Raw genomic sequence first — 20061 nt, forward strand, 5'->3', positions numbered from 1 at the left:
GCGGTGCGCAGGCCCGGAGGCTCAAGGTCGCGGAGACAGCCGGTACGCATGGCGGAGCAGGAACGGTTCACCGGGACGGCGTGTGAGCCGGGCGAGGGAGAGGACGTCGCCGCGCCGGCTCAGCACCGTGCGCACTTCGACGGTCGCTCCGTTCTCGTGTCCCGAGCCCTCCGCCACCAGGGTCAGCTCACGGGGGTCGCTGCCTCCGCGACGCTCGAGGATGCGCATGCTTCCGGTGGCGTCCCCTTCCCCGGTTTCGAGCTGGCCCCCGTCCGCGCGGATCCGCAGGACCTGCGATGCGCGGACGGTCTTGCCGGGGCCATCGTCGAAGGTGAAGGCGAGGCGGGCCTCCTCCCCCTCCCCCGTGACGGTGAGCAGCGTGGGGAGGACCACACGCCGGTCGTTTCCGAAGTCGCGGTAGTCGAGCGTGCCGCTCCAGCTCCCCGCCAGTGCGGACGCCATGGAGGGGATGGCGGGTGGCGCGGAGTCCTTCGCGATTTCGGCCACGCGATCCCGTCCCGCCTCGAAGTCGAGGAGCGTTGGGAGGACCGTCTCGTCCACCGGGACACCCCGGCCCGCGAGGAAGTGGTCCACGTTCGTCCGGTTCCACGCGTTGGGGATGCGGATCCGCAGGCCGCTGTGGGGCAGCGTCAGCAGGAAGATGTGGCCCGCCGTGGGGCCCTCCGCGCTGCCCGCGCTCTCCTCGCCCACCAGCCGCGCGTTGCCCTTCTCCTTCAGCTGCGCCAGCACCATCGTCGCGCCGGAGGCATTCATGGGCCCGGTGAGGACCGTGACCCTTCCGGTGAAGCGGTCCGGCAAGGGGGCCTGGAGTTGCCGTGAGGATTCGTCCGGACGTGGCAGCCGCTCCCACGCTCCGTCCTTCGTGCGGCGGAAGCCGTCCAAGGGTGGCTCGAAGAGCTCCTGGCGATTGCCCCAGCTCTCGAGGTGCTGGGGCAGGTCTCCGTAGCGGACGGCCTTGAGCAGCGCGGGCTTCGACCAGACGAAGGGCTTGGGGAGCAGGTAGCGGCCCAGCGTGACCGCCACGTCGTCCGAACCGCCACCGCTCTCCCGCAGGTCGAGGACGAGGTGCTCCACCCCGCGGGCCTTCAGCGTCTTGAAGAAGCCTCCGAGGAAGGCCTCGGCGTCCACGGGGTTGCGGTAGTTCACGAAGGTGTCGATGCGCAACGTGGCGACCTTGCCGTCGAGCCACCAGTGGATCGCCTTGTAGAACTCGTCGCGGTAGGGGCTGCCCGGCCAGGGCAGCGCGGTCCACCGGGGAAACGGGAGGGGCTCCAGCGAGGCATGCGACGCGTGGAGTTCTCCCGAGCGCTTCCAGTCCAGTTCCCAGCGTTGCGGGAACCCGTGGAAGGCGGGCCAGGCTTCGTTGAAGTCGTCCCCCATCAGGTCGCTGTCCGAGCCCAGCTTGGCGGCGATGGCCTGATCCGTGCTCCCGTCGTAGGCGACGGTGCGCCCCAGGGTGATCAACACCTGGGGCACGGGAATGCCGTTGAGGGCGACGAGCTCCGCGCCAGCAGGTGGGGCTCCGGGCTGGCCGTCGTTCGACACGACGATCATCCGTCCTTCGATGAGCTTGAAGCGGAGCGGCAGGTGCGTGGGTTGGGTGCGGCGCCACGCCTCCAGCGCGACCGGGAGCTCGGCCTTGGTGTGGTCGCAATGGATGCCGGCCAGCAACAACGAGACCTCCCGCCACAACGCGAGGTCGGTGATGGGCCGGGACGCCGCCGCCTCCAGCCGGGCGAAGGCGGCCTGCGTGTCGGCCTTGCCGCGATAGCGGTGGAGGCCCGGGTGGAGGGTCTCCAGCGCTCGGCGCAGGAGCGCGACGTCGGCGCGTGCCTTCGCTGCGTCCAGGGTGACGGAAGGTGGAGGGGGAACCGCGAGGAGCAGGGTCAGGGCCAGCGAAGGGAGCAGCATGACCCGAAGAGCTACGCCGTCACTTCCTCCTCCGTCGTCTCAAGTCCTGGCGGCGTGCGGTTTTTCGTTTGTTGAGCCGTCCGCCATGCCGTGGGGCTGAGGCCCGTGTGTTCGCGGAAGCTGCGGTTGAAGCTGGCCTTGGAGGCGAAGCCCGCCTCCAGCGCCATCGTCAGCAGGGGCGTCGGGTCGCCGGAGGCCAGTCGCTGCTGCACGGCGGCCACGCGCATGGCGTTGATGACGGCGTTGAAGTTGCGGCCCAGGCCCCGGTTGAAGGCCCGTGACGCGTAGCTCTCGTTGGTCCCCAGCCGGCGGGCCACGTCGGAGAGGGTGAGGCCCGGCTCGCGCCACCACCCCGCGCTCTGGATGCGCGCCTCCCATCCCGCGGCCAGGGCGGCCCAGTCGCGGTCCGGAACGGCGACGGGTCCGGCGTCCAGGGACCATTGGGGGAAGCGGTGACCGGCGTGCCGCCAGCCTTCCAGCCCGAGCCAGAGGACGATGGCCGCGAAGAGCAGGTACTGGGGGAACCGGTCGTAGTGGCTCAGGGGCGTCAGGAACCGGTCCACGAACGCGAAGCCCACGGTCACGGTCCACCACAGCTCCAGCGACACGAGCACGGTGGCCATCCAGGGCTGGCGGTGCGAGTCCCGGTCGCTGACGTGCTCCACGAGCCAGCGCTGATAGCGGCCATGGAAGCGGACCGTGGCCACGAGGTAGGCCGCGAGCGAGAGCATGCTCGCGGCGGCTTCGAGGGGAGCGATCCACGGCTCGTGGACGGAGTCATTCCAGCGCAGCTTCTGCTCGAGCGGCAGCGCGAAGGCGCACAGCGTGTAGCCGAGCATGACCGCGGCGGGAACGAAGTGCCGCCACGCGCGAGCGGGCAGCGTGGGCGTCACGAGGCGGCGGACGTAGAGGAAGAGCAGCGGCCCGGTGGCGAGGCCCAGGTTGAACGGCGCGAACGACAGCCACGGGTGGACGTCATAGAAGCCCGCGAAGCCCAGCACGTACGGCATCAGCCGCAGCACGGAGACACCGAGCAGCGCGGCCAGCAGCCGGTTCGCGGAGCGGTTTCCGGAAGCAGTCAGGAGCAGCCCGCACACCAGGGCCCCAAAGCCCGCGGCCAATCCCAGGGTGGTGCTCCACGGCCCGAATCGAATCACCGCTACCTCCTGTCCAGGATGCGCCCCTGTCCGTCGATCGCGTAGACGGCGCCGCCATCCAGGATGGGCTCGTTCAAGCCACAGCGCGACGGTTGCGGAGAGAACCACACGAAGAACAGGTCATTTTCCGACTGGAGGACGTGGGTGTCGTAGGTGCTCCTCCTGGAGAGACACCGCGCCATGCGCTTGTCGGGATCCTGGGTCTGGAGTTCTGAACCCGGAGGCAGGAACTCGTTCATCGCGACCTCCAGGGCCGCCATCATGGGGCCTTCCAGGTGGACGCCTTCCTTGAAGGAGTTCGGGAACACCACGGCGGCTGCCTCTTCGGGAGGTGCCCACGCGGCCTTTTGCTTCAAGGGACCCGCCGGGGGCCCCTCGACCTCGTACATGCCATTGGCGAACTGGCGGACACGGATGTCCGGATGCGGCGCCGAACATCCCAGCGCCACGAACAACACCATCGAAGCCAATCTGGCCAATGTGGGTCACTCCTCCGCTGACTCCATCGCGTTCAATTCTTCTGGCAGAGGGGCGTTCATCAAGGTGAGCCGACCTGGCAACTGCACCACCAGGAATCCTGCACCTTCGATCCGGATGTGCATGCCGTGTGCGGCTGTACCTTCCTTGAGCCAGGCCTCCGCCTCGGTCCGCGTTTCAAAATCCCGTTCGACCTTGATCTTGAAGTCCGGGCTGAGGAGTTCACGGTAGTAGCTCGTGAATTCGTCCAGCTTGTTCATATGCCGGACGTAGACAAGGCAGATCGCCGCGACTTGGAGGGCATTCCATTCTCGGGAGCCCTTCTCGTGACGCCCGGTCTCGTCACTCAAGACAGAGAGCACATCTTCCACATCGATTTCCGGATCCTTGCTCATGGATGCGCCCTTTCAGATGGGGCTCAACACCAACAGCCCCGCTGGAGCCACAACGAACGCGAATGCCACTCCGGCGACGACGACCACGGTTCCCAACGCCACCTCGGACTTGTGCTCGCGGAGCCACTCCAGTGCTACGGCCATGTCAGGGAAGTGCAGCTCCCGCTTCGCGCCCTGCTCCAAAGCCTCCTGCTCCTTGAGGCACTTCATGAACGCCTCAAGGCATTGGCTCGTGCAGAGCCGGTGGTGACTCTCTGAATGCTTCTCCATGTCTTGCACTGTCGGTTTGCGTCTCCAGCACTTCTGGAAGCACTGCTTCTGCAACTCGCCGCAGTAGGCCTCCGCGCCAGAGCCGCCCGTGCCGGCCCCTTCCGCCCTGCCAACACCCCGCACATCCTCGGAGACGACATAGGTCTTCCGTTCTGGACGCTGGGTGTGTCCGCAAGCAGCAGCCATCATCACCGCGAGGACGAAGAAGGCCCCGGCGCAAGAACCGGGCCCTCCATGCCGGACGCTGGGGCTCATGGGGAATCACTCCATCCCCGAACCCCAAACGTCTTCAAGCCGCGACCGACGCCTGTCCTGCGCCGCTCAGTTCACCTGCGCGAGCGGCCCATCGACTTCCGCATCCTCATTCTCAGACGCGTCCTCCACCGCGTCGACACCCTGTGGAATCCCATCCACGTAGGTGACGACGTTGTTCGGCAGCGCGGCCACGCGCGGGCCTGGTGTCACCACGCCCGTGAGGTTCAGTGGATCCACGCCGGACAGCTGGATGCGCACGCCCGAGGGAGCCGCGCGCCGCACGCCTCGCGCCATGTCCACGGCTTCGGGCAGCGCGAACTGCTCACCCACGAAGCCCGACACGAAGCGGCCGCCTCGCAGCTCGCCGCGTGCCTCCATGCGCCGGTAGACGAACAACAATTCGCGCCACGTGGGCGCCAGCGACTCACGCATCACCAGGTCGCGCCAGACGATGCCGTAGCGCTGGAGGAACAGCTTCGCCAATGACTCCGTCACCTCCTCGTGCGACTTCGGCTCCGACGGCGCCAGCAGGCTCCAGCGGCCCGGACCGCCCCGGTTGAGCAGCTTCTGGCGCTTGCGGTGCGCCGGGCTCTGCAGGATGCGCAGGTTCTGCACCGCGTCCGCCGTGACGAGCCCCTTCGCCACCAGCTCCCACAGCGCGTCCTCCACCTCCGCCGGCAGCCGCCGCGCCCGCGTCACCAGGTCCTGGAAGAAGCACGCGCCCCGCCGCTCCAGCACGCCCACCACGTCCTTCGCCGCCGCGCTCAGGTCCGGCGGCGTCCACACGCCTCCATCCGCCAGCACCGCGTGCGGACGCGCCGCCGCCAGCATCCACTCCAGGTCCTCGCGCAGCGTGAACGTCAACGGCGCGTTGCGCGTGGGCGACGAGCGCTTCGCCACCACCGGCTCTGGCGCCTCCACCGGCGCGCCCCGCCGCGGCCCCGCGGGCTTCGGCGGATCCTTCAGCGTCACCCGCCCCCACGCCACCTCGCCCGCGTAGCACGCGCGCTCCATCAGGTCCGGCGTGTAGCCCCGCATGCGCGCGGGCAACAGGAAGCGCTCCCACGCGGAGGCCGGCGCTTCATACCCCTGCAGCAGCCGCACCGCCTTGAGCAACCCCGTGGAGCCTCGCAGCGCGTCCACGTCCTCCAGGTGGTGCCACCGAAAGAGGAAGCGCATGAAGTCCTGCGGGCTCAGCGGTTCAATCTCGCGGCGCAGCCGCCCCACCGTCAGCCGGTGGATGCGCTGGAGCAGCCGCCGGTCGCACCACTCCAGCACCGGGCTTCCGTCCGCGTCCCGGGCCACCGGCACGTCGTCCTGCGCGCGGAACTGGCCTCGCAGCACGCTGCCCTGGCTCTCCAGGTTGTGCAGCGCCAGGTTGATGTCGTCCGGCTCCAACAGCGTCAGCCGCGCCAGCTCCGTCACCGTCGTGGGCCCCACCATCTCCATCCGCCCACGCACCACCTGGAGCACCGCCGCGTCGCGCTCCACCGGCCGGTCGTACTCCAGCACCGGCAGCACCGGCTGCGTCACCGCGTCCGGGAAGAGCGCGCGCACCGCGTTGCCCCGCTCCGCCGACACCAGGAACCGCCCGCCCTGCCGCTCCAGCCACGCCACGCGGCCCTGCTTGAAGAGCCCCGCTTCCAGTCCTCGCGGGACCTCCGACGCTCGCACCAGCACGAGCTGCAACAGCGCGTCGTGCAGCTCGTCCTCGTCGCGCATCGGCGGCGCGGCGTCCTCCACCACCTGCCGGATGGCGTTCGCGTCCAGCGCACCGAACGCCGCCGCGTCCTCCGCCGGCATCGCGCGGCGCAGGGCCACGTTGCGCACGCGGCGCTCCTCGGCCGGCGCGTCGTCCAGGAAGGTGTAGGGCTGGCTGTTGATGAGCGCGTGCGCGAAGACGCTCGGCTCCGGGACGTCGCGCGCGACCAGCTGGATGCGCCCGTCCTTCATGCGCCGGAGCACCTCGCGCAGCCCGTCGATGTCCATCGCCTCGCGCAGACAGTCGTCCATCGTCTGCTTCACCAGCGGGTGGTCCGGCAGCTCCACGTCGCCGCCGCCGTGGTTGTCCTGGCAGCCCACCTGCGCGGGGAACACCGCCGCCAGCAGGTCCTCGCTGCGCGCGCGCTGGAGGTTCGGCGCCACGCGCTTGCCCCCCATCATCCGGTGCAGCGTCAGCGCCCGCGACGCCACCCACCGGAAGCGCGTGCCGAAGATGGGAGCCTGGAGGATGGCCTGCACCAGCACCTCCTCCACGTTGTCCGGGTGCAGGAAGTCGAAGATGTCCGCCAGGGGGAACGAGTGCTGCTCCCCCAGGCTCAGGAGGATGCCGTCCTCCGTGGCCGCCGCCTGCAACTCGAAGTCGAATGAGCGGCAGAAGCGCTTGCGCAGCGCCATGCCCCACGCGCGGTTGATGCGGCTGCCGAACGGCGCGTGGATGATGAGCTGCATGCCGCCCGCCTCGTCGAAGAAGCGCTCGGCGACGATCTGCGTGTGGCTGGGCACCACGTCGCCCAGCATCTTCTTTCCCAGCCGCAGGTAGCCCAGCAGCGCGTCCACCGCGGGCGGCGGCACGCGCAACAGCTTCTCCAGGAAGCCCGCCGGATCATCGTGGCGCAGCAGCTCCTCGCGCAGCCGGCCCACCTGGAGGCTCAGCTCGTCCGTGCGGCCCGGCGCCTCGCCGCGCCAGAAGGGCACGTTGGGCGGAGCACCCTTCGCGTCCTCCACCATCACCGTGCTGCCCATCACGCGCTGGATGCGCCACGCGGTGCTGCCCAAGAGGAAGATGTCCCCCGGCGAGGACTCCACCGCGAAGTCCTCGTCCAGCGTGCCCACCACCTTGCCTTCCGGCTGCGCGGTGACGCTGAAGCTGAACGTGTCCGGGATGGCGCCGCCGTTGGTGAGCGCGGTGATGCGCACGCCCCGGCGGCCCTTGAGCCGCTGGTTCACCCGGTCGCGGTGCAGGTGGATGCTGCCCCGGCCGCGGCGCTCGGCCACGCCTTCCGACAGCATGTCCAGCACCTGCTGGTACTCCTCCCAGGTGAGGTCCTGGTACGGGTACGCGCGCTGGAAGACGCTGAAGAGGGCGCGCTCGTCCCATTCCTCGCAGGCGCACGCGGCGACGATCTGCTGCGCCAGCACGTCCAGCGGCTTCTTCGGAATGCGGACCGCGTCCAGGTCGCCCTCGCGCACGGCGTTGAGGAGCGCGACGCACTCCACCAGCTCGTCGCGCGTCATCGCGAAGAGGATGCCCTTGGAGATGCCCGCCTTGTGGTGGCCGGCGCGGCCCACGCGCTGGAGCAGCACGGAGATGGCCTTGGTGGTGCCCAGCTGCACGACCAGGTCCACGTTGCCCACGTCGATGCCCAGCTCCAGCGACGCGGTGGCCACCATCACGCGCAGCTGGCCGGCCTTGAGGCGTTCTTCCGCGGACAGGCGCATCTCGCGGGACATGCTGCCGTGGTGCGCGGCCACCCACTGCTGGCCCAGGCGTTCGCCCAGGTCGTGCGCCACGCGCTCGGACATCTTGCGCGTGTTGACGAAGACGAGCGTGGTGCGGTGCTCGCTGGAGAGCTGGATGAGCCGGTCGTAGACCTGCCCCCACATCTCGTGGCTCGCGATGGAGGACAGCTCCGCGTCGGGGATCTCCACCTTCAGGTCCCACGGGCGCTGGTGGCCCACCTCCACGCGCTTGCACTCGGTGAGGGAGGTGCCGGTGAGGAAGCCCGCGATGGCGTCCAGCGGCTTCTGCGTGGCGGACAGGCCCAGCAGCTGGGGGCGCACGTCGGTGAGGGCCTTGAGGCGCTCCATGGACAGCGCGAAGTGGCTGCCGCGCTTGTCGCGGGCGAGCGCGTGGATTTCGTCCACGATGACCGTGCGCACGTGGCGCAGGGTGGCGCGGGCGCGCTCGGCGGTGAGGTAGAGGTAGAGGGACTCCGGCGTGGTGATGAGGATGTGCGGCGGGCGGCGCACCATCTGCGCGCGCTCGCCAGCGGGCGTGTCGCCGGTGCGCACCTGCACGCGCAGGTGCTGGGGCTCGTAGCCCTCCTCGCGCGCCAGGGTCATCAGCTCCTCCAGCGGCTGGAGGAGGTTCTTCTGCACGTCGTTGCCCAGGGCCTTCAGGGGCGACACATAGAGGACGCGGGTGTGGTCCGGCAGCGTGCCGTCGAGCGCCAGGCGGAACAGCGAGTCCAGCGCGGCGAGGAACGCCGTGAGCGTCTTGCCGCTGCCCGTGGGCGCGGCGATGAGCACGTCGTGGCCGGCGTGGATGAGGGGCCAGCCTTCAATCTGTGGACGCGTGGGCTCGCCCAGGCGCGAGGCGAACCAGCGCCGCACCACCGGGTGGAAGGCGGCGAGCGCCGGATGGGCGGCGGACTCGGACGCGAAGGCGAGGGCGATTTGAGGGGACATGGCGGGCTCCCAGCAGGCAGCCTGAACACAGGTACAGCGCGGCGTCAACGGACGGCGGGTGCCCTCTCCGCTGCCAGATTGGGGGAGGCCGGAGGTCCAAACCTGTCCGACTGTCGGACAGGTTTCCGGAGCATCCGACCGCCCAGGTGAGGGGGGATGTCGGAGGCCCGGCGTATACCTCCTGCATCGCGACAGCTGCGTTTTCCCCAGCAGGACGCAGGACGTAGGGCACCCAGGCGGGCAGGTCCCGCGTTACGGCAGGGCAGCACGTCCGCGGAAGCTCGCGCGCAAGAAGGCTCGCGGACCACGTCTGTTAGAGCCGGGCCGCCCAGGCCATGCACTTCGAGCAGGCCTCGCTGATGATCCAGCGATTCGACCTCTTCGGACTTACGATGACCTACTGGCAGGGCGTCGACCTCGCCCCCATTCCCGAGCCGTGATGCCGATGCGCTTCTACCAACTCCAACGTCCGGCCCCTTCCACCCCGAGACATTGGAGCGGCAACATCTCCGCCGACCACAGCTGGAGCCTGCCTGGAGTGGAGTGCCCGACCTGCCATGAAACCTGGAGCGGCGAGTTCACACTTCCCAGTGTCGATCTGTCCTCGCTGCCCGAACGCGACCTGCTGGCGGAGCCGCGTGTCGAACCCTATTCGGAGTACGCGCGCATCGCGGCCCACGTGCAGCCGTTTCTCCCATCCGGCCTGGCCCCGGAACCTGGCATGCAGTTCGGCCCGCTTCGAGGCACGGCACGCGGATCCTTTGGCCCCTTGAGCGCTCGTTACGGCTGGGAGGTGCTGGTCACGCAGGACGCATTAAGACACCTCCAGGCCGTGGGGATCCGGGGGCTCGTTCCCGTGCGTGCGGAGTTGCAGGGACTTGAAGCAGGGGTCGTCCTGTATGAGTTGGAAGTTCCCCTGCGCGGGCTTCTGCACCGGGAAGCCGTCCTGACAGGCCCCCGGTGCCCGACCTGCGGATGGTGCGAGGTGCGAATCTCGCCCGAGCCCTCGCTGGATGGAGATGCCCTCCCCCATGACGTGGACCTCTTCCGTCCCACGAACGGAACCACGTACACCTTCGTCAACGAACGCTTCGTCGAAGCAATCGAGCCCCTGGGCCCATTTGACGTGACGTTTCGCGAAGCCGATGTACGGCCGGAGTCCCGCTCAGGTTCGGTGCACTGAGGCGGCGAGTGCTGGATGCCCTCTGCCGGGCAGAGCGCCGGCCGCCGGGCCCGATGCGTCTCGTGGGCGACAGCGCGTGCGACCCGGGGGACGGATCCGAACGCACCGCTCGCGCGCAAGATGATCGCAGGCGCCCCCGTCGTTCCGCCCATCCTGCGCCCTGCTCCAGGCCCGGCATGTCCTCGTCCTCCGCGTCGAACTTCGCGAGTGAAGCGCTCAACCCCGATGGATTCCTCGTGCTGCGGCCGGAAGCGCCCGACGACTTCCTCTGCGAGTACGCCAACCCCGCCGCGCAGGCGCTGCTGGGGGACGGCCTGGAGGATGCGCCGTTCCTCGCCACGCGGCGGGACTGGATGGGCCTGCGCGCCGCGTGGGGGATGACGCTCGGCACGGGCCTGCGCTCGGAACAGTGGATCCATTGTGACAGGGGCTCCGGGGCGCGCACGCTGCGCGTCCGGGCCGCGCGTGCCCGGGAGGGGCGGCTGTACGTCTGGCTGACCGAGCAGCCCTGGGAGCCACGCGTGGCGTCGGGCGCGATGTCCGGGCAGTACCTGAACCAGCGCCCTGGCGATGAGTCCCCCTTGCACGCGAGCGCCCTGTTCCAGGCGGTGATGCAGGGCTCCACCGACGCCATCTACACGAAGAACCTGAAGGGCCAGTACACGCGCATCAACGCGGCGGGCGCGCAGCTGATGGGCCGCACGGTGGAGGAGGTGGTGGGCCGCACCGACGCGGAGCTGTGGCCCGCGGAGGCCCGCGCCAGCGTGGCCCACGACCGGGAGGTCATGGCCTTCCGCAGGACGCTCACCTACGAGGAGGCACAGTCCGGTCAGCCGGGCCGGGTGTGGCTGTCCACCAAGGGCGTGCTGCGGGACGAGCAGGGCCGGGTGTTCGGCCTGTTCGGCATCAGCCGCGACATCACCGAGCGCAAGCGGATGGAGGAGGCCCTGCACCAGAACGAGGCGCGGTTCCAACAGGCCCTCCGCGCCGCGTCCGTGACGCTGTTCGACCTGCGGATGCCGGAGGGACTCCTGCGCTGGGCGCCCGGCGCGGCGGAGCTCCTGGGCCAGCCTTCCCTGCCCGCCGAGGAGCCGCTGACCGCGCTGCTGGCGCGGCTGCACCCGGAGGACCGGATGAACGTGGCCGCGCGGCTGGCCTCCTCCCCGCGGACCCCGGTGAAGCTGGCGCTCGACTTCCGCGTGGTGGGCGCGCGGGGCGAGGTGCGGCGGCTGACGCTGTGGGGCGAGGCCTCCGTCGGAGACGCGAGCGCGCAGCGGATCATCGGCGTGCTGGTGGACATGACCCGGCGGACCCTCGCGCCGCCGTCCGAAGTGGCCGCGTAGGTTGAAGGCAGGGATGCTTCCTCATGAAGCAGCGTCTCCTCGGGCTCGCGATCCTGATGGCCCTCGAGGGCTGCTCCGCCGGCACGCACAGCCGCGCCACGAACGAGGGCTGCGCCGAGGCGCTCATCCGCATCCACGAACATGCGCACGACATCAATGCCAACACCTGTGAGCGCCCCTGCCCCGGCTCGCCTGGGGGCTCGGCGTGCAGGACGGATGATGGCGGCTTCACCCGCTCCTGCGCGTTCTCCTGATGAAGCAGGGCGCGCGCGACGACATGAACTGGGGCACACTCCCCCCTCGAAAAGGAGCCACACCATGAGCTGGGAAGAAGACCTGCAGGGCCGTGAGCCCCCGCCCTCACTGGAGACGCTCATCGTCCCGCGCGTGCGCGACCTGGGCGACGGCTTCCACGTGCGCCGCGCCCTGCCCTCCGCGCGCCGCCGCATGGTGGGCCCGTTCATCTTCCTGGACCAGATGGGCCCCGCGGACTTCGACCCGGGCCGCGGCCTGGACGTGCGCCCCCATCCGCACATCGGCCTGTCCACCGTCACCTACCTCTTCCAGGGCGAGATCCTCCACCGCGACTCGCTGGGCTTCGTGCAGCCCATCCGCCCCGGCGCCGTGAACTGGATGACCGCCGGCCAGGGCATCGCCCACTCGGAGCGCACCGGCCCGGACACGCGCGCCGCCGGTGGCCGCCTCTTCGGCATCCAGGCCTGGGTCGCCCTCCCCAAGCAGCATGAGGAGGTCGCCCCCGCCTTCGTCCACCACCCCGCGGACACGCTGCCCGTCATCGACGGCGAGGGCGTCCACCTGACCGTCATCGCGGGCCAGGTGCACGGCGGCAAGTCCCCCGTGCGCGCGCACTCCGACCTGTTCTACGCGGACGCGAAGCTGGAGGCGGGCTCTCGCCTGAAGCTCTCCGCAGAATACGAGGAGCGGGGCCTCTACCTCGTCGAGGGCACGCTGGAGGTGGAGGGCACGCGCTTCCAGCCCGGCGAACTGCTCGTGTTCAAGCCGGGCAGTGAGATCATCCTCAAGGCGGAGTCCTCCGCGCGGATGATGCTCCTGGGCGGCGAACCCATGGACGGCCCGCGCTACCTCTTCTGGAACTTCGTGTCGTCCTCCAAGGAGCGCCTGGAGGCCGCCAAGGCGGACTGGAAGGAGGGGCGCTTCGCCCCCGTGCCCAAGGAGACGGAGTTCATCCCCCTGCCGCCGGATGATCCGCCCGCGCCCGTGCGCTACCCGTAGAGCCGGCGCACCGGCGCCAGCGTGCCCGCGGGCCGCTGCGACTTCGCCTGCGACCACGTCAGCCGGTACGTCGCCGCCGTCCCGTCGAAGGCGATGGGCTTCACCTCCGGTGAGCCCGCGCCCGAAGCGCGCAGCGTCTCCGCGAGGAAACCGCAGGCGAAGAAGGGGTTGTCCGCCAGCACGTCCTTCACCCACAAGGTGGCGTCCTCCCCGGACAGCTCCTCCACCCGCACCTCGTTGAAGTTGTTGCCCGCGCGCAGGTTGTACGGCACGCGCTCCAGCGTCTTCTTGGGGCCCAGGTGGGTGACGAGCTGCATGCTCGCCCGCCCCACGGACGTCTGCTGGAAGCCCTTCAGGTAGCGGGCGCCCAGCTCCAGGTAGGCCGTCTCCAGGGGCTGGCCGGGGAAGACGTCCCGCGCGGCCACGTCCAGGAAGACGCGCCACTGCTCCAGGGAGTAGTGGGGGCGCAGCGGCTCAGAGAGGTTCAGGCCCGCGGCCTTCAGCTTCTGGCGTCCGTCACGCGTCAGGTATGGCCCCAACGCACGCACGAAGAGGGCTTCCACGCTCTGGGCGAAGATTTGCTTTTCGGATGGGACCATGCCCCCCAGGGTGGGGGCGCCCCTGCGCATCCGGAAGGGTCGACGCAACGCTTCCGTCCACGAGTCGTCAAACCCGTAGCTTTTTCAGCCTCGCGGCAGCCGCACCGTGAAGGTCGTCCCCTGGGCTTCCGTGGAGCTCACCTGCACGGTGCCGCCGTGGGCCTTCACGATCTGCTCCGTGATGTAGAGCCCCAGCCCCAGTCCCGCGGACGCACCGCGCTCGCGGTCGCTGCGGCCGGCGCGGCGCCACGCGGCGAAGACGTGCGGCAGCTGCTCCGCCGGGATGGGCGCGCCCAGGTTGTGCACCCGCAGCACGGCCTCGGACTCCAGGCCCTCCGCGCTCACGCGCACGGGCGAGTCCGCCGGGCTGAACTTGAGCGCGTTGGACACCAGGTTGGTCACCACCTGCTCCAGCCGGTCCGCGTCCCACTGGCCGCGCCCGTCGCCCCGCATGTCCAGCATCACCTCGCGGTGGGGCTGGCTGGCGCGCGACTCGTCCACCGCGCCGCGCACCACGTCGAACAGGTCGCAGCGCGAGCGCACCACCGGCAGCCCCGCGCCCAGCCGCGCCCGGGCGAAGTCCAAGAGCTGGCGGATCATCCGCTCCATGCGCTCGGCGCTGGTGAGGATGCGCTCGGTGAAGACGCGCTGGCGGTCGGACAGCTCGCCCTGGCGCTGCAGCTGCTGCGCGGACATGGACAGCGCGTTGAGGGGGTTTCGCAGGTCGTGGCCCAGGATGCCGAGGAACTGCTCGCGGAAGTCCTCCGCGTTGCGCAGCTCCGTGACGTCCTGGCCGGTGGCGATGACCGCCTCCACCGCGCCCGTGGGCCCGGTGGCGGGCGACATCGTGTACTCGAAGTGCCGCGTGCCCTTGTCCGAGGACAGGGTGACGCGGCCGCGCTGCACCTGGCCCGTGCGCCGCGCCGCGTCCAGCGACTTCGCGAAGGGCTCCAGCTGCGGGTCCATCACGCGCAGCGCATCCATGGTCCTGCCCGGGATGTGCACGTGGTGCGAGCCGCGCGACGTGGCCACCGCCTGGTTGGCGTAGATGAGCTTCCCGTCCCCGTCATAGAGCGCGATGGGGTCCGCCGCCGCCGCCATGGCCAGCTCCAGGAGGCGGCGCTGCTGCTGCACCTGGTCGGAGAGGACGCGCACCTCGCGCTCGGCGCGGCGCAGGCGCAGGAGCGCGTGCACCTGGGCCACCAGCTCCTCCGGATCCACCGGCGCCACGAGGTACGCGTCCGCGCCATGCTCCAGCCCCTGGGCCCGGTCCGCGGGGCCCACCGCCTGCGCGGACAGGTGCAGCACCAGCGCGTTGCGCGTGCGAGGCGAGGCCTTCAGACGCCGGCACACCTCCAGGCCACTCATGTCCGGCAGGCGGACGTCCAGGATGACCAGGTCGGTCTGCTCGTCCGCGAGCGCCAGCGTCTCCTTGCCCGTGCCCGCCTCCAGCACCTGGAAGCCCGACAGGGACAGCACGCGTGACGTGACGTAGCGGCTGGCCAGGTCGTCGTTGACGTTGAGGATGATGGGCGCGGAAGGCATGCGTGCGGAAAGGAAAGCCGTGGCCCTCCTTCGTAATGGCTGGCCCACGGCGCGCCAAGTGTCGCACGTGGGAAAATGTCTTCTCCGACGGAACAGCCAGGGGAACGGTCGGCCGCCGACGCTCGCTGGACGACAGGGCAACTCCCCTGCCAGCGCTTTTCGCGATAGGGATATGGGCCATGCGCCCTCCCTGCCGCCCGCTCCCCGCTGATGGCCGCTTCCTCCAGGCCGTGGGGCCCACGCCGCTCGTGCCCGTGCGGCTGGACCCGGAAGGCCCCACCATCTGGTGCAAGCTGGAGTTCCTCAACCCCAGTGGGTCCACCAAGGACCGCATCGCCCGATACATGCTGGAGAAGGCGTGGCGGCTGGGGGAGTTGTGCCCGGGCGGCGACGTGGTGGAGGCGTCCAGCGGCTCCACCAGCATCGCCATGGCGCTGGCGAGCGCGCAGATGGGGTGCCGCTTCACGGCGGTGATGCCGGAGGGCGTGACGGAGGAGCGGCTCATCGCCATCCGCGCCTACGGCGGCGAGGTGGAACTCGTTCCGCGCGCGGAGGGCATCCGGGGCGCCATCGCGCGGGCGGCAAGCCTGGCGAAGGAGCGCGGCGGCTACGCGCCCCGCCAGTTCGAGAACCCCGACAACGCGGAGGCGCACCGCGTGTGGACGGGGCAGGAGATTTTGGCGCAGGTGCCGGGCGGCCTGGTGCACGGCGTGGTGAGCGGCGTGGGCACGGGCGGCACCATCGTGGGCCTGTACCAGGCGTTCGCGGAAGCGGGCTGTCCGGTGACGGCCTTCGTGGCGAGGCCCATCGCCGGGCTGGGCTGCGACATCGAGTGTTGCAGCTTCAGCGCGCGCGTGCCGGGCGTGGTGGACGGCCTGTCGCGGCTGTACCGCGAGGCGGACATGCCGGGCCGGGTGGAGCTGGACGTGTCGGACGACCTGGCCATGCGCACCGCGCGGGCACTCATCCGCCGGGGCTTCCCGGTGGGTCCGTCCTCCGGCCTCAACTACGCGGCGGCGGTGGAGGCGGCGAAGCGGCTGGGCCCGCAGGCCCAGGTGGTGACGGTGTTCCCGGACCGCATGGAGCGCTACTTCTCCACGGAGCTCGTGCAGCCCCGGCCCACGCCCGCCCCCGCTTCCAAAGCCAGCTGAAGCCTCACGTGCGCATGCGCACGCGCGTCTCGTGCACCGTGTCCGGCGGCGCCGCGGTGCGCTCGCGCTCCTGGGCGCGCATCAGGCGCAGGATGCTGGGCCCCAGGACGTCAATCTCGGTGGAGGCGTAGGCCTCCGTGCCGAAGCGGCGGATGGAGTCCGTCTGCCGCTCCAGGATGCGCACGTCCTGCCCGAAGATGTGCAGGCCCACCGGCAGCACGAAGGGCACCGCGGCCTTGAGCAGCCAGCGAGGCACGGGCAGCTTCACCGTCACCACCGCGTACACGAGCGTGTCCCAGTCACTCACCGGCGTCATGGCGGAGTTGACCAGGATGTGGCTCTTCTCCCCGATGCGGTACTCCACCTGCGCGATGGAGGGCATCAGGAAGCGGTCGAAGTGCTGCACCACCTGGCCGCCCGGCGCGAGCAGCTTCCCCACGAGCCCCTTGGGCGCGGGCTCGCCCAGGTACTCCGCCTCCACGCGGTCCGCGCTCCTGCGCACCACCACGTCGATTTCGTTCTTCTTCTCCGGGGTGCGGAACAGGCCGCCGTGGAGGAAGGCCGTGTGCGGCACGTCCAGCGTGTTCTCCAGCACCGCGTGCAGCGACCCGGGCGCGCGCAGCACCCGGCGCACGGTGGTGTAGTCCGCCGCGTCCAGCAGCGGGAAGCGGAAGGGCTCCGTCGTGGGCTCCACGCCGGGCGTGGAGTAGACCCAGACGAAGCCGTCCTGCTCGCGCGTCGCATGGGACGCAGCGCAGCGGGAGCGGGCCTCGGGCTCGCCCACCAGGCCCGGGATGAGCCGGCACTGGCCTCCGGTGTCGAAGCGCCACCCGTGGTAGCCGCACTCCAGCTGCCCCTGCTTCACGCGCCCCAGCGACAGGGGCACGTTGCGGTGCGGGCAGCGGTCCACCAGGGCGCCGGGCTTGCCGCCCTCGCCCCGGAAGAGCACCAGGGGGGTGCCCTGGAGGGTGCGCGCGAGCGGCTTGTCCCCCAGCTCGCGCGACGTGCAGAGGATGAACCAGGAGTGGGGAAGCCGGACGACGGAGATGTGACTGGGGGACGCACCAGGGGCGCGACCCTCCTCGCGGGCATTCATGCGCCCAGTCTAATGGGCCCGGGCTCCCGTGCACGCCCCCTTCAGGCGGGCAGGTCGGCGGCGCGCTGGGCGGCCTCCGGGTTGATGGGCTGCCGCATCACCCCGCCGCTCATCTTCCGGCAGGACTCCTCGCAGCGGCGGCAGGCCTCCGCGCAGGCCTTCATCATCGCGTCGTTGCCCATCCCCTCGCAGACGGTCGCGCAGGCGGCGCACACCTCCGCGCAGGCGAAGCAGGTGCGCGAATGCAGGTCGGAGCCCCGCAGCATGAAGCGCGCGCTCGTCTCGCAGATGTCCGCGCAGTCCATCAGCAGCCGGAGGTGCTTCGGCTCGGCGTGCTTGCCTCCCCGCTGAAGACAGTCCGCCAGCGTCTCCATGCAGACGCGGTGACAGGCGAGGCAGTTGTCGATGCACTCGCGCATCTCGTCCTTGTTTCGCATTGCTTCGGCGTTCGCCATGGTGGGCTTCCTTTCGGGCCTTCGAGTCCTGGCCTCACGGTGGGCACGCGCGGGGCGGCCACCATCCCGCCCCGCACGGCTGGCTGGCCGGCAGCCCAGGACTACGGCTTCAGCCGCCGCAACCGCAGCGCGTTGCCGATGACGGACACCGACGAAAGGCTCATCGCCGCGCTGGCGAACAGCGGGCTCAGGAGCAGGCCGAAGACGGGGTACAGCACGCCCGCCGCCAGCGGCACGCCCAGCAGGTTGTAGACGAAGGCGAAGAAGAGGTTCTGCCGGATGTTGCGCAGCACCCCCTGGCTCAACCCGCGCGCCCGGGCGATGCCCCGCAGGTCGCCCTTCACCAGCGTCACGCCCGCGCTCTCCATGGCGATGTCCGTGCCCGTCCCCATGGCGATGCCCACGTCCGCCCTCGCGAGCGCCGGAGCGTCGTTCACGCCGTCGCCCGCCATGGCCACCACGCGTCCCTGGGCTTGCAGCGCCTTCACCGCGTCACCCTTCGCGTCCGGCTGCACGCCCGCGATGACCTCCGTGATGCCCAGCCGGCGCGCCACCGCGTGCGCCGTCGTCGGGCTGTCGCCCGTCAGCATCACCACGCGCAGGCCTTCGGCCCGGAGCCGCGCCAGGGCCTCCGGCGTGGACGGCTTCAGCGGATCCTCCACGCCCAGAAGCCCCGCCGCGCGCCCGTCCACCGACACCAGCACCACCGTCTGGCCTTCGTGGCGCAGCGCCTCCGCGCGCTCCGTCAGCGCCTCCACCTCCACGCCCAGGCTCCGCATCAGCGCCGCGTTGCCCAGCGCGACGTCGCGCCCGTCCATGCGCCCCCGGACGCCCTGCCCCGGCACGGCCTGGAAGCCCTCCACGCTTGAAAGGGATACGCCCCGCTCCCTCGCGCCCGCGACCAGGGCGGCGGCCAGCGGGTGCTCGCTGCCGCGCTCCAGGCTCGCGGCCTGGCGCAGGAGTTCGGAAGCGTCCAGGCCCGCCACGGGCTCCACCGTCACGAGGCGCGGCTTGCCCTCCGTCAGCGTGCCCGTCTTGTCCACCACCAGCGTGTCCACCGCCGCCATCCGCTCCAGCGCCGCCGCGTCGCGGATGAGCACGCCCATGCGCGCGCCCTGCCCCGTCCCCACCATCACGGACATGGGCGTGGCCAGGCCCAGCGCGCACGGGCAGGCGATGATCAGCACCGCCACCGCGTTCACCAGCGCGTGCGCGAGTTTCGGCTCCGGGCCCCACACGGCCCACACCCCGGCCGTCACCACCGCCACCGCGATGACCGCGGGCACGAAGACGCCGGCCACGCGGTCCGCCAGCCGCTGGATGGGCGCGCGGGTGCGCTGCGCCTCGGCCACCCGCTGGACGATGCGCGACAGGAGCGTGTCCTGGCCCACGCGCTCCGCGCGCATCACCAGCGTGCCCGTGCCGTTCACCGTGCCGCCCGTCACCTTCGCGCCCGGCCCCTTCTCCACCGGCACGGGCTCTCCGGTGACGAGCGACTCATCCACCGCGCTCGCGCCCTCCAGCACCTCGCCATCCACCGGCACCTTCCCGCCGGGGAGCACGCGCAGGCGCCATCCAGCGACCACCTGGGACAGCGGCACGTCCTCCTCGTGGCCGTCGTCCCCGATGCGCCTCGCCATGGCGGGGGCCAGCGACAGCAGGGCCCGCAGCGCGCCGGACGTCGCGTGGCGGGCACGCAGCTCCAGCACCTGCCCCAGCGCCACCAGCGTGAGGATGATGGCGGCGGCCTCGTAGTACACGGGCGCGGTGCCGCCGTGCCCCGTGCGCGCGCCTTCCGGCAAGAGGTGTGGGAACAGCGTGGCCGCCACGCTGAAGACGTACGCCGCGCCCGCGCCCAGCGCGATGAGCGTGAACATGTTCAGGTGCCGGTTGCGCAGCGACGCCCAACCCCGCTGGAAGAACGGCGCCCCCACCCACAGCACCACCGGCGTCGCCAGCACGAACTGCGCCCACACGAGCGCCGCGGGCGACAGCGCGTGCTGCACCGGCTGGCCCGGCAGCATGTCCGACATGCCCAGCAGCATCAGCGGCACGCTCAGCCCCAACCCCACCCAGAACCGCCGCGTCATCGAGCGCAGCTCCGGATCCGGCGGCTCCTCCACCGTCACCGTGCGCGGCTCCAGCGCCATGCCGCACTTCGGGCAGGTGCCCGGCCCATCGCTCACCACCTCCGGGTGCATGGGGCACGTGTACTCGACGCGCGTCTGGAGGGCGGGAGGAGCTTCCGGCTCCAGTGCCATGCCGCACTTCGGGCAGGCCCCCGGCGCGTCCTGGCGCACCTCCGGATCCATGGGGCACACGTACACGGCGCCCGGCGGGGCCGGGGGTGGAGGCGTCCGGGGTTGGAGGAAGTGCCCGGGGTCCGCCTGGAAGCGCTGGCGGCACTTCTGCCCGCAGAAGAACCAGGTGTGGCCCTCGTGCTCCCAGCTGCCGCCCTTGGGGGCGCGCGGGTCCACCTCCATGCCGCACACGGGGTCGAGGGCCTGTCTCTTATCCACATCTGACGCTGCCGACGATA

General features: G+C 70.9%; 16 protein-coding genes and 1 pseudogene. 6 read left to right on the forward strand and 11 right to left on the reverse strand.

Annotated elements, in window-relative coordinates:
* Positions 1 to 21 precede the first annotated feature (21 nt).
* From D7W79_RS03825 to D7W79_RS03850, 6 genes are all read right to left on the reverse strand, one after another.
* Positions 22 to 1932 carry a S41 family peptidase gene (locus tag D7W79_RS03825; RefSeq protein ID WP_120523962.1) on the reverse strand — a complete coding sequence of 637 codons (1911 nt, stop codon included), beginning with the start codon at positions 1930 to 1932 and terminating at the stop codon, positions 22 to 24.
* 11 nt (positions 1933 to 1943) lie between these two features.
* Positions 1944 to 3089 carry a helix-turn-helix domain-containing protein gene (locus D7W79_RS03830; protein ID WP_120523963.1) on the reverse strand — a complete coding sequence of 382 codons (1146 nt, stop codon included), beginning with the start codon at positions 3087 to 3089 and terminating at the stop codon, positions 1944 to 1946.
* 2 nt (positions 3090 to 3091) lie between these two features.
* On the reverse strand, positions 3092 to 3568 hold the full coding sequence (locus D7W79_RS03835) for a hypothetical protein (RefSeq protein WP_147441790.1): 477 nt from the start codon (positions 3566 to 3568) through the stop codon (positions 3092 to 3094).
* Positions 3569 to 3574: 6 nt separating this feature from the next.
* Positions 3575 to 3961, reverse strand: a complete 387-nt coding sequence (locus D7W79_RS03840; RefSeq protein WP_120523965.1) for a hypothetical protein — start codon at positions 3959 to 3961, stop codon at positions 3575 to 3577.
* 12 nt (positions 3962 to 3973) lie between these two features.
* Complete coding sequence (locus D7W79_RS03845; protein ID WP_120523966.1) at positions 3974 to 4486, reverse strand: hypothetical protein; 513 nt, start codon at positions 4484 to 4486, stop codon at positions 3974 to 3976.
* A gap of 66 nt (positions 4487 to 4552) precedes the next feature.
* Positions 4553 to 8896, reverse strand: a complete 4344-nt coding sequence (locus tag D7W79_RS03850) for a DEAD/DEAH box helicase (RefSeq protein WP_120523967.1) — start codon at positions 8894 to 8896, stop codon at positions 4553 to 4555.
* Positions 8897 to 9225: 329 nt separating this feature from the next.
* Between D7W79_RS03850 and D7W79_RS44775 the strand changes: the two are divergent.
* The 5 genes and pseudogenes from D7W79_RS44775 to D7W79_RS03870 form a co-directional block, all read left to right on the forward strand.
* Positions 9226 to 9336 (forward strand): annotated as a pseudogene (locus D7W79_RS44775) (SitA6 family polymorphic toxin lipoprotein); the annotation flags it as partial.
* Complete coding sequence (gene sitI6, locus D7W79_RS03855; RefSeq protein ID WP_120523968.1) at positions 9336 to 10079, forward strand: SitI6 family double-CXXCG motif immunity protein; 744 nt, start codon at positions 9336 to 9338, stop codon at positions 10077 to 10079. The pseudogene D7W79_RS44775 and the gene sitI6, both read left to right, overlap by 1 nt.
* A gap of 176 nt (positions 10080 to 10255) precedes the next feature.
* Entirely contained in the window at positions 10256 to 11422 is a 1167-nt protein-coding gene (locus D7W79_RS44455) for a PAS domain-containing protein (RefSeq protein WP_244221577.1), read from the forward strand.
* A gap of 23 nt (positions 11423 to 11445) precedes the next feature.
* Positions 11446 to 11676, forward strand: a complete 231-nt coding sequence (locus D7W79_RS03865) for a hypothetical protein (RefSeq protein WP_120523970.1) — start codon at positions 11446 to 11448, stop codon at positions 11674 to 11676.
* 64 nt (positions 11677 to 11740) lie between these two features.
* Positions 11741 to 12676 (forward strand): pirin family protein, encoded by a 936-nt coding sequence (locus tag D7W79_RS03870; RefSeq protein WP_120523971.1) that lies wholly within the window; start codon positions 11741 to 11743, stop codon positions 12674 to 12676.
* On the opposite strand, the gene D7W79_RS03875 is transcribed toward D7W79_RS03870, so the two are convergent.
* Both D7W79_RS03875 and D7W79_RS03880 read right to left on the reverse strand, forming a co-directional pair.
* On the reverse strand, positions 12667 to 13275 hold the full coding sequence (locus D7W79_RS03875; RefSeq protein ID WP_120523978.1) for a DUF2378 family protein: 609 nt from the start codon (positions 13273 to 13275) through the stop codon (positions 12667 to 12669). The two genes, D7W79_RS03870 and D7W79_RS03875, sit on opposite strands and share 10 nt — an antisense overlap.
* A gap of 84 nt (positions 13276 to 13359) precedes the next feature.
* On the reverse strand, positions 13360 to 14820 hold the full coding sequence (locus D7W79_RS03880; RefSeq protein WP_120523972.1) for a sensor histidine kinase: 1461 nt from the start codon (positions 14818 to 14820) through the stop codon (positions 13360 to 13362).
* A gap of 179 nt (positions 14821 to 14999) precedes the next feature.
* Here D7W79_RS03880 and D7W79_RS03885 point away from each other — a divergent pair, with 179 nt between their 5' ends.
* The gene (locus tag D7W79_RS03885; protein WP_120523973.1) at positions 15000 to 15971 is read left to right on the forward strand and encodes a PLP-dependent cysteine synthase family protein; all 972 of its coding nucleotides are present in this window, start codon (positions 15000 to 15002) and stop codon (positions 15969 to 15971) included.
* A 4-nt stretch (positions 15972 to 15975) separates the two neighbouring features.
* Here the strand turns inward: D7W79_RS03885 and D7W79_RS03890 are convergent, their stop codons facing one another.
* From D7W79_RS03890 to D7W79_RS46420, 3 genes are all read right to left on the reverse strand, one after another.
* Entirely contained in the window at positions 15976 to 17067 is a 1092-nt protein-coding gene (locus D7W79_RS03890) for a Rieske 2Fe-2S domain-containing protein (RefSeq protein ID WP_120523974.1), read from the reverse strand.
* A 41-nt stretch (positions 17068 to 17108) separates the two neighbouring features.
* Positions 17109 to 17522 (reverse strand): four-helix bundle copper-binding protein, encoded by a 414-nt coding sequence (locus tag D7W79_RS03895; RefSeq protein ID WP_120523975.1) that lies wholly within the window; start codon positions 17520 to 17522, stop codon positions 17109 to 17111.
* A 101-nt stretch (positions 17523 to 17623) separates the two neighbouring features.
* The gene (locus D7W79_RS46420; RefSeq protein ID WP_276375041.1) at positions 17624 to 20041 is read right to left on the reverse strand and encodes a heavy metal translocating P-type ATPase; all 2418 of its coding nucleotides are present in this window, start codon (positions 20039 to 20041) and stop codon (positions 17624 to 17626) included.
* Positions 20042 to 20061 lie beyond the last annotated feature (20 nt).

Source organism: Corallococcus exercitus, assembly GCF_003611585.1.
GTDB lineage: Bacteria > Myxococcota > Myxococcia > Myxococcales > Myxococcaceae > Corallococcus > Corallococcus exercitus.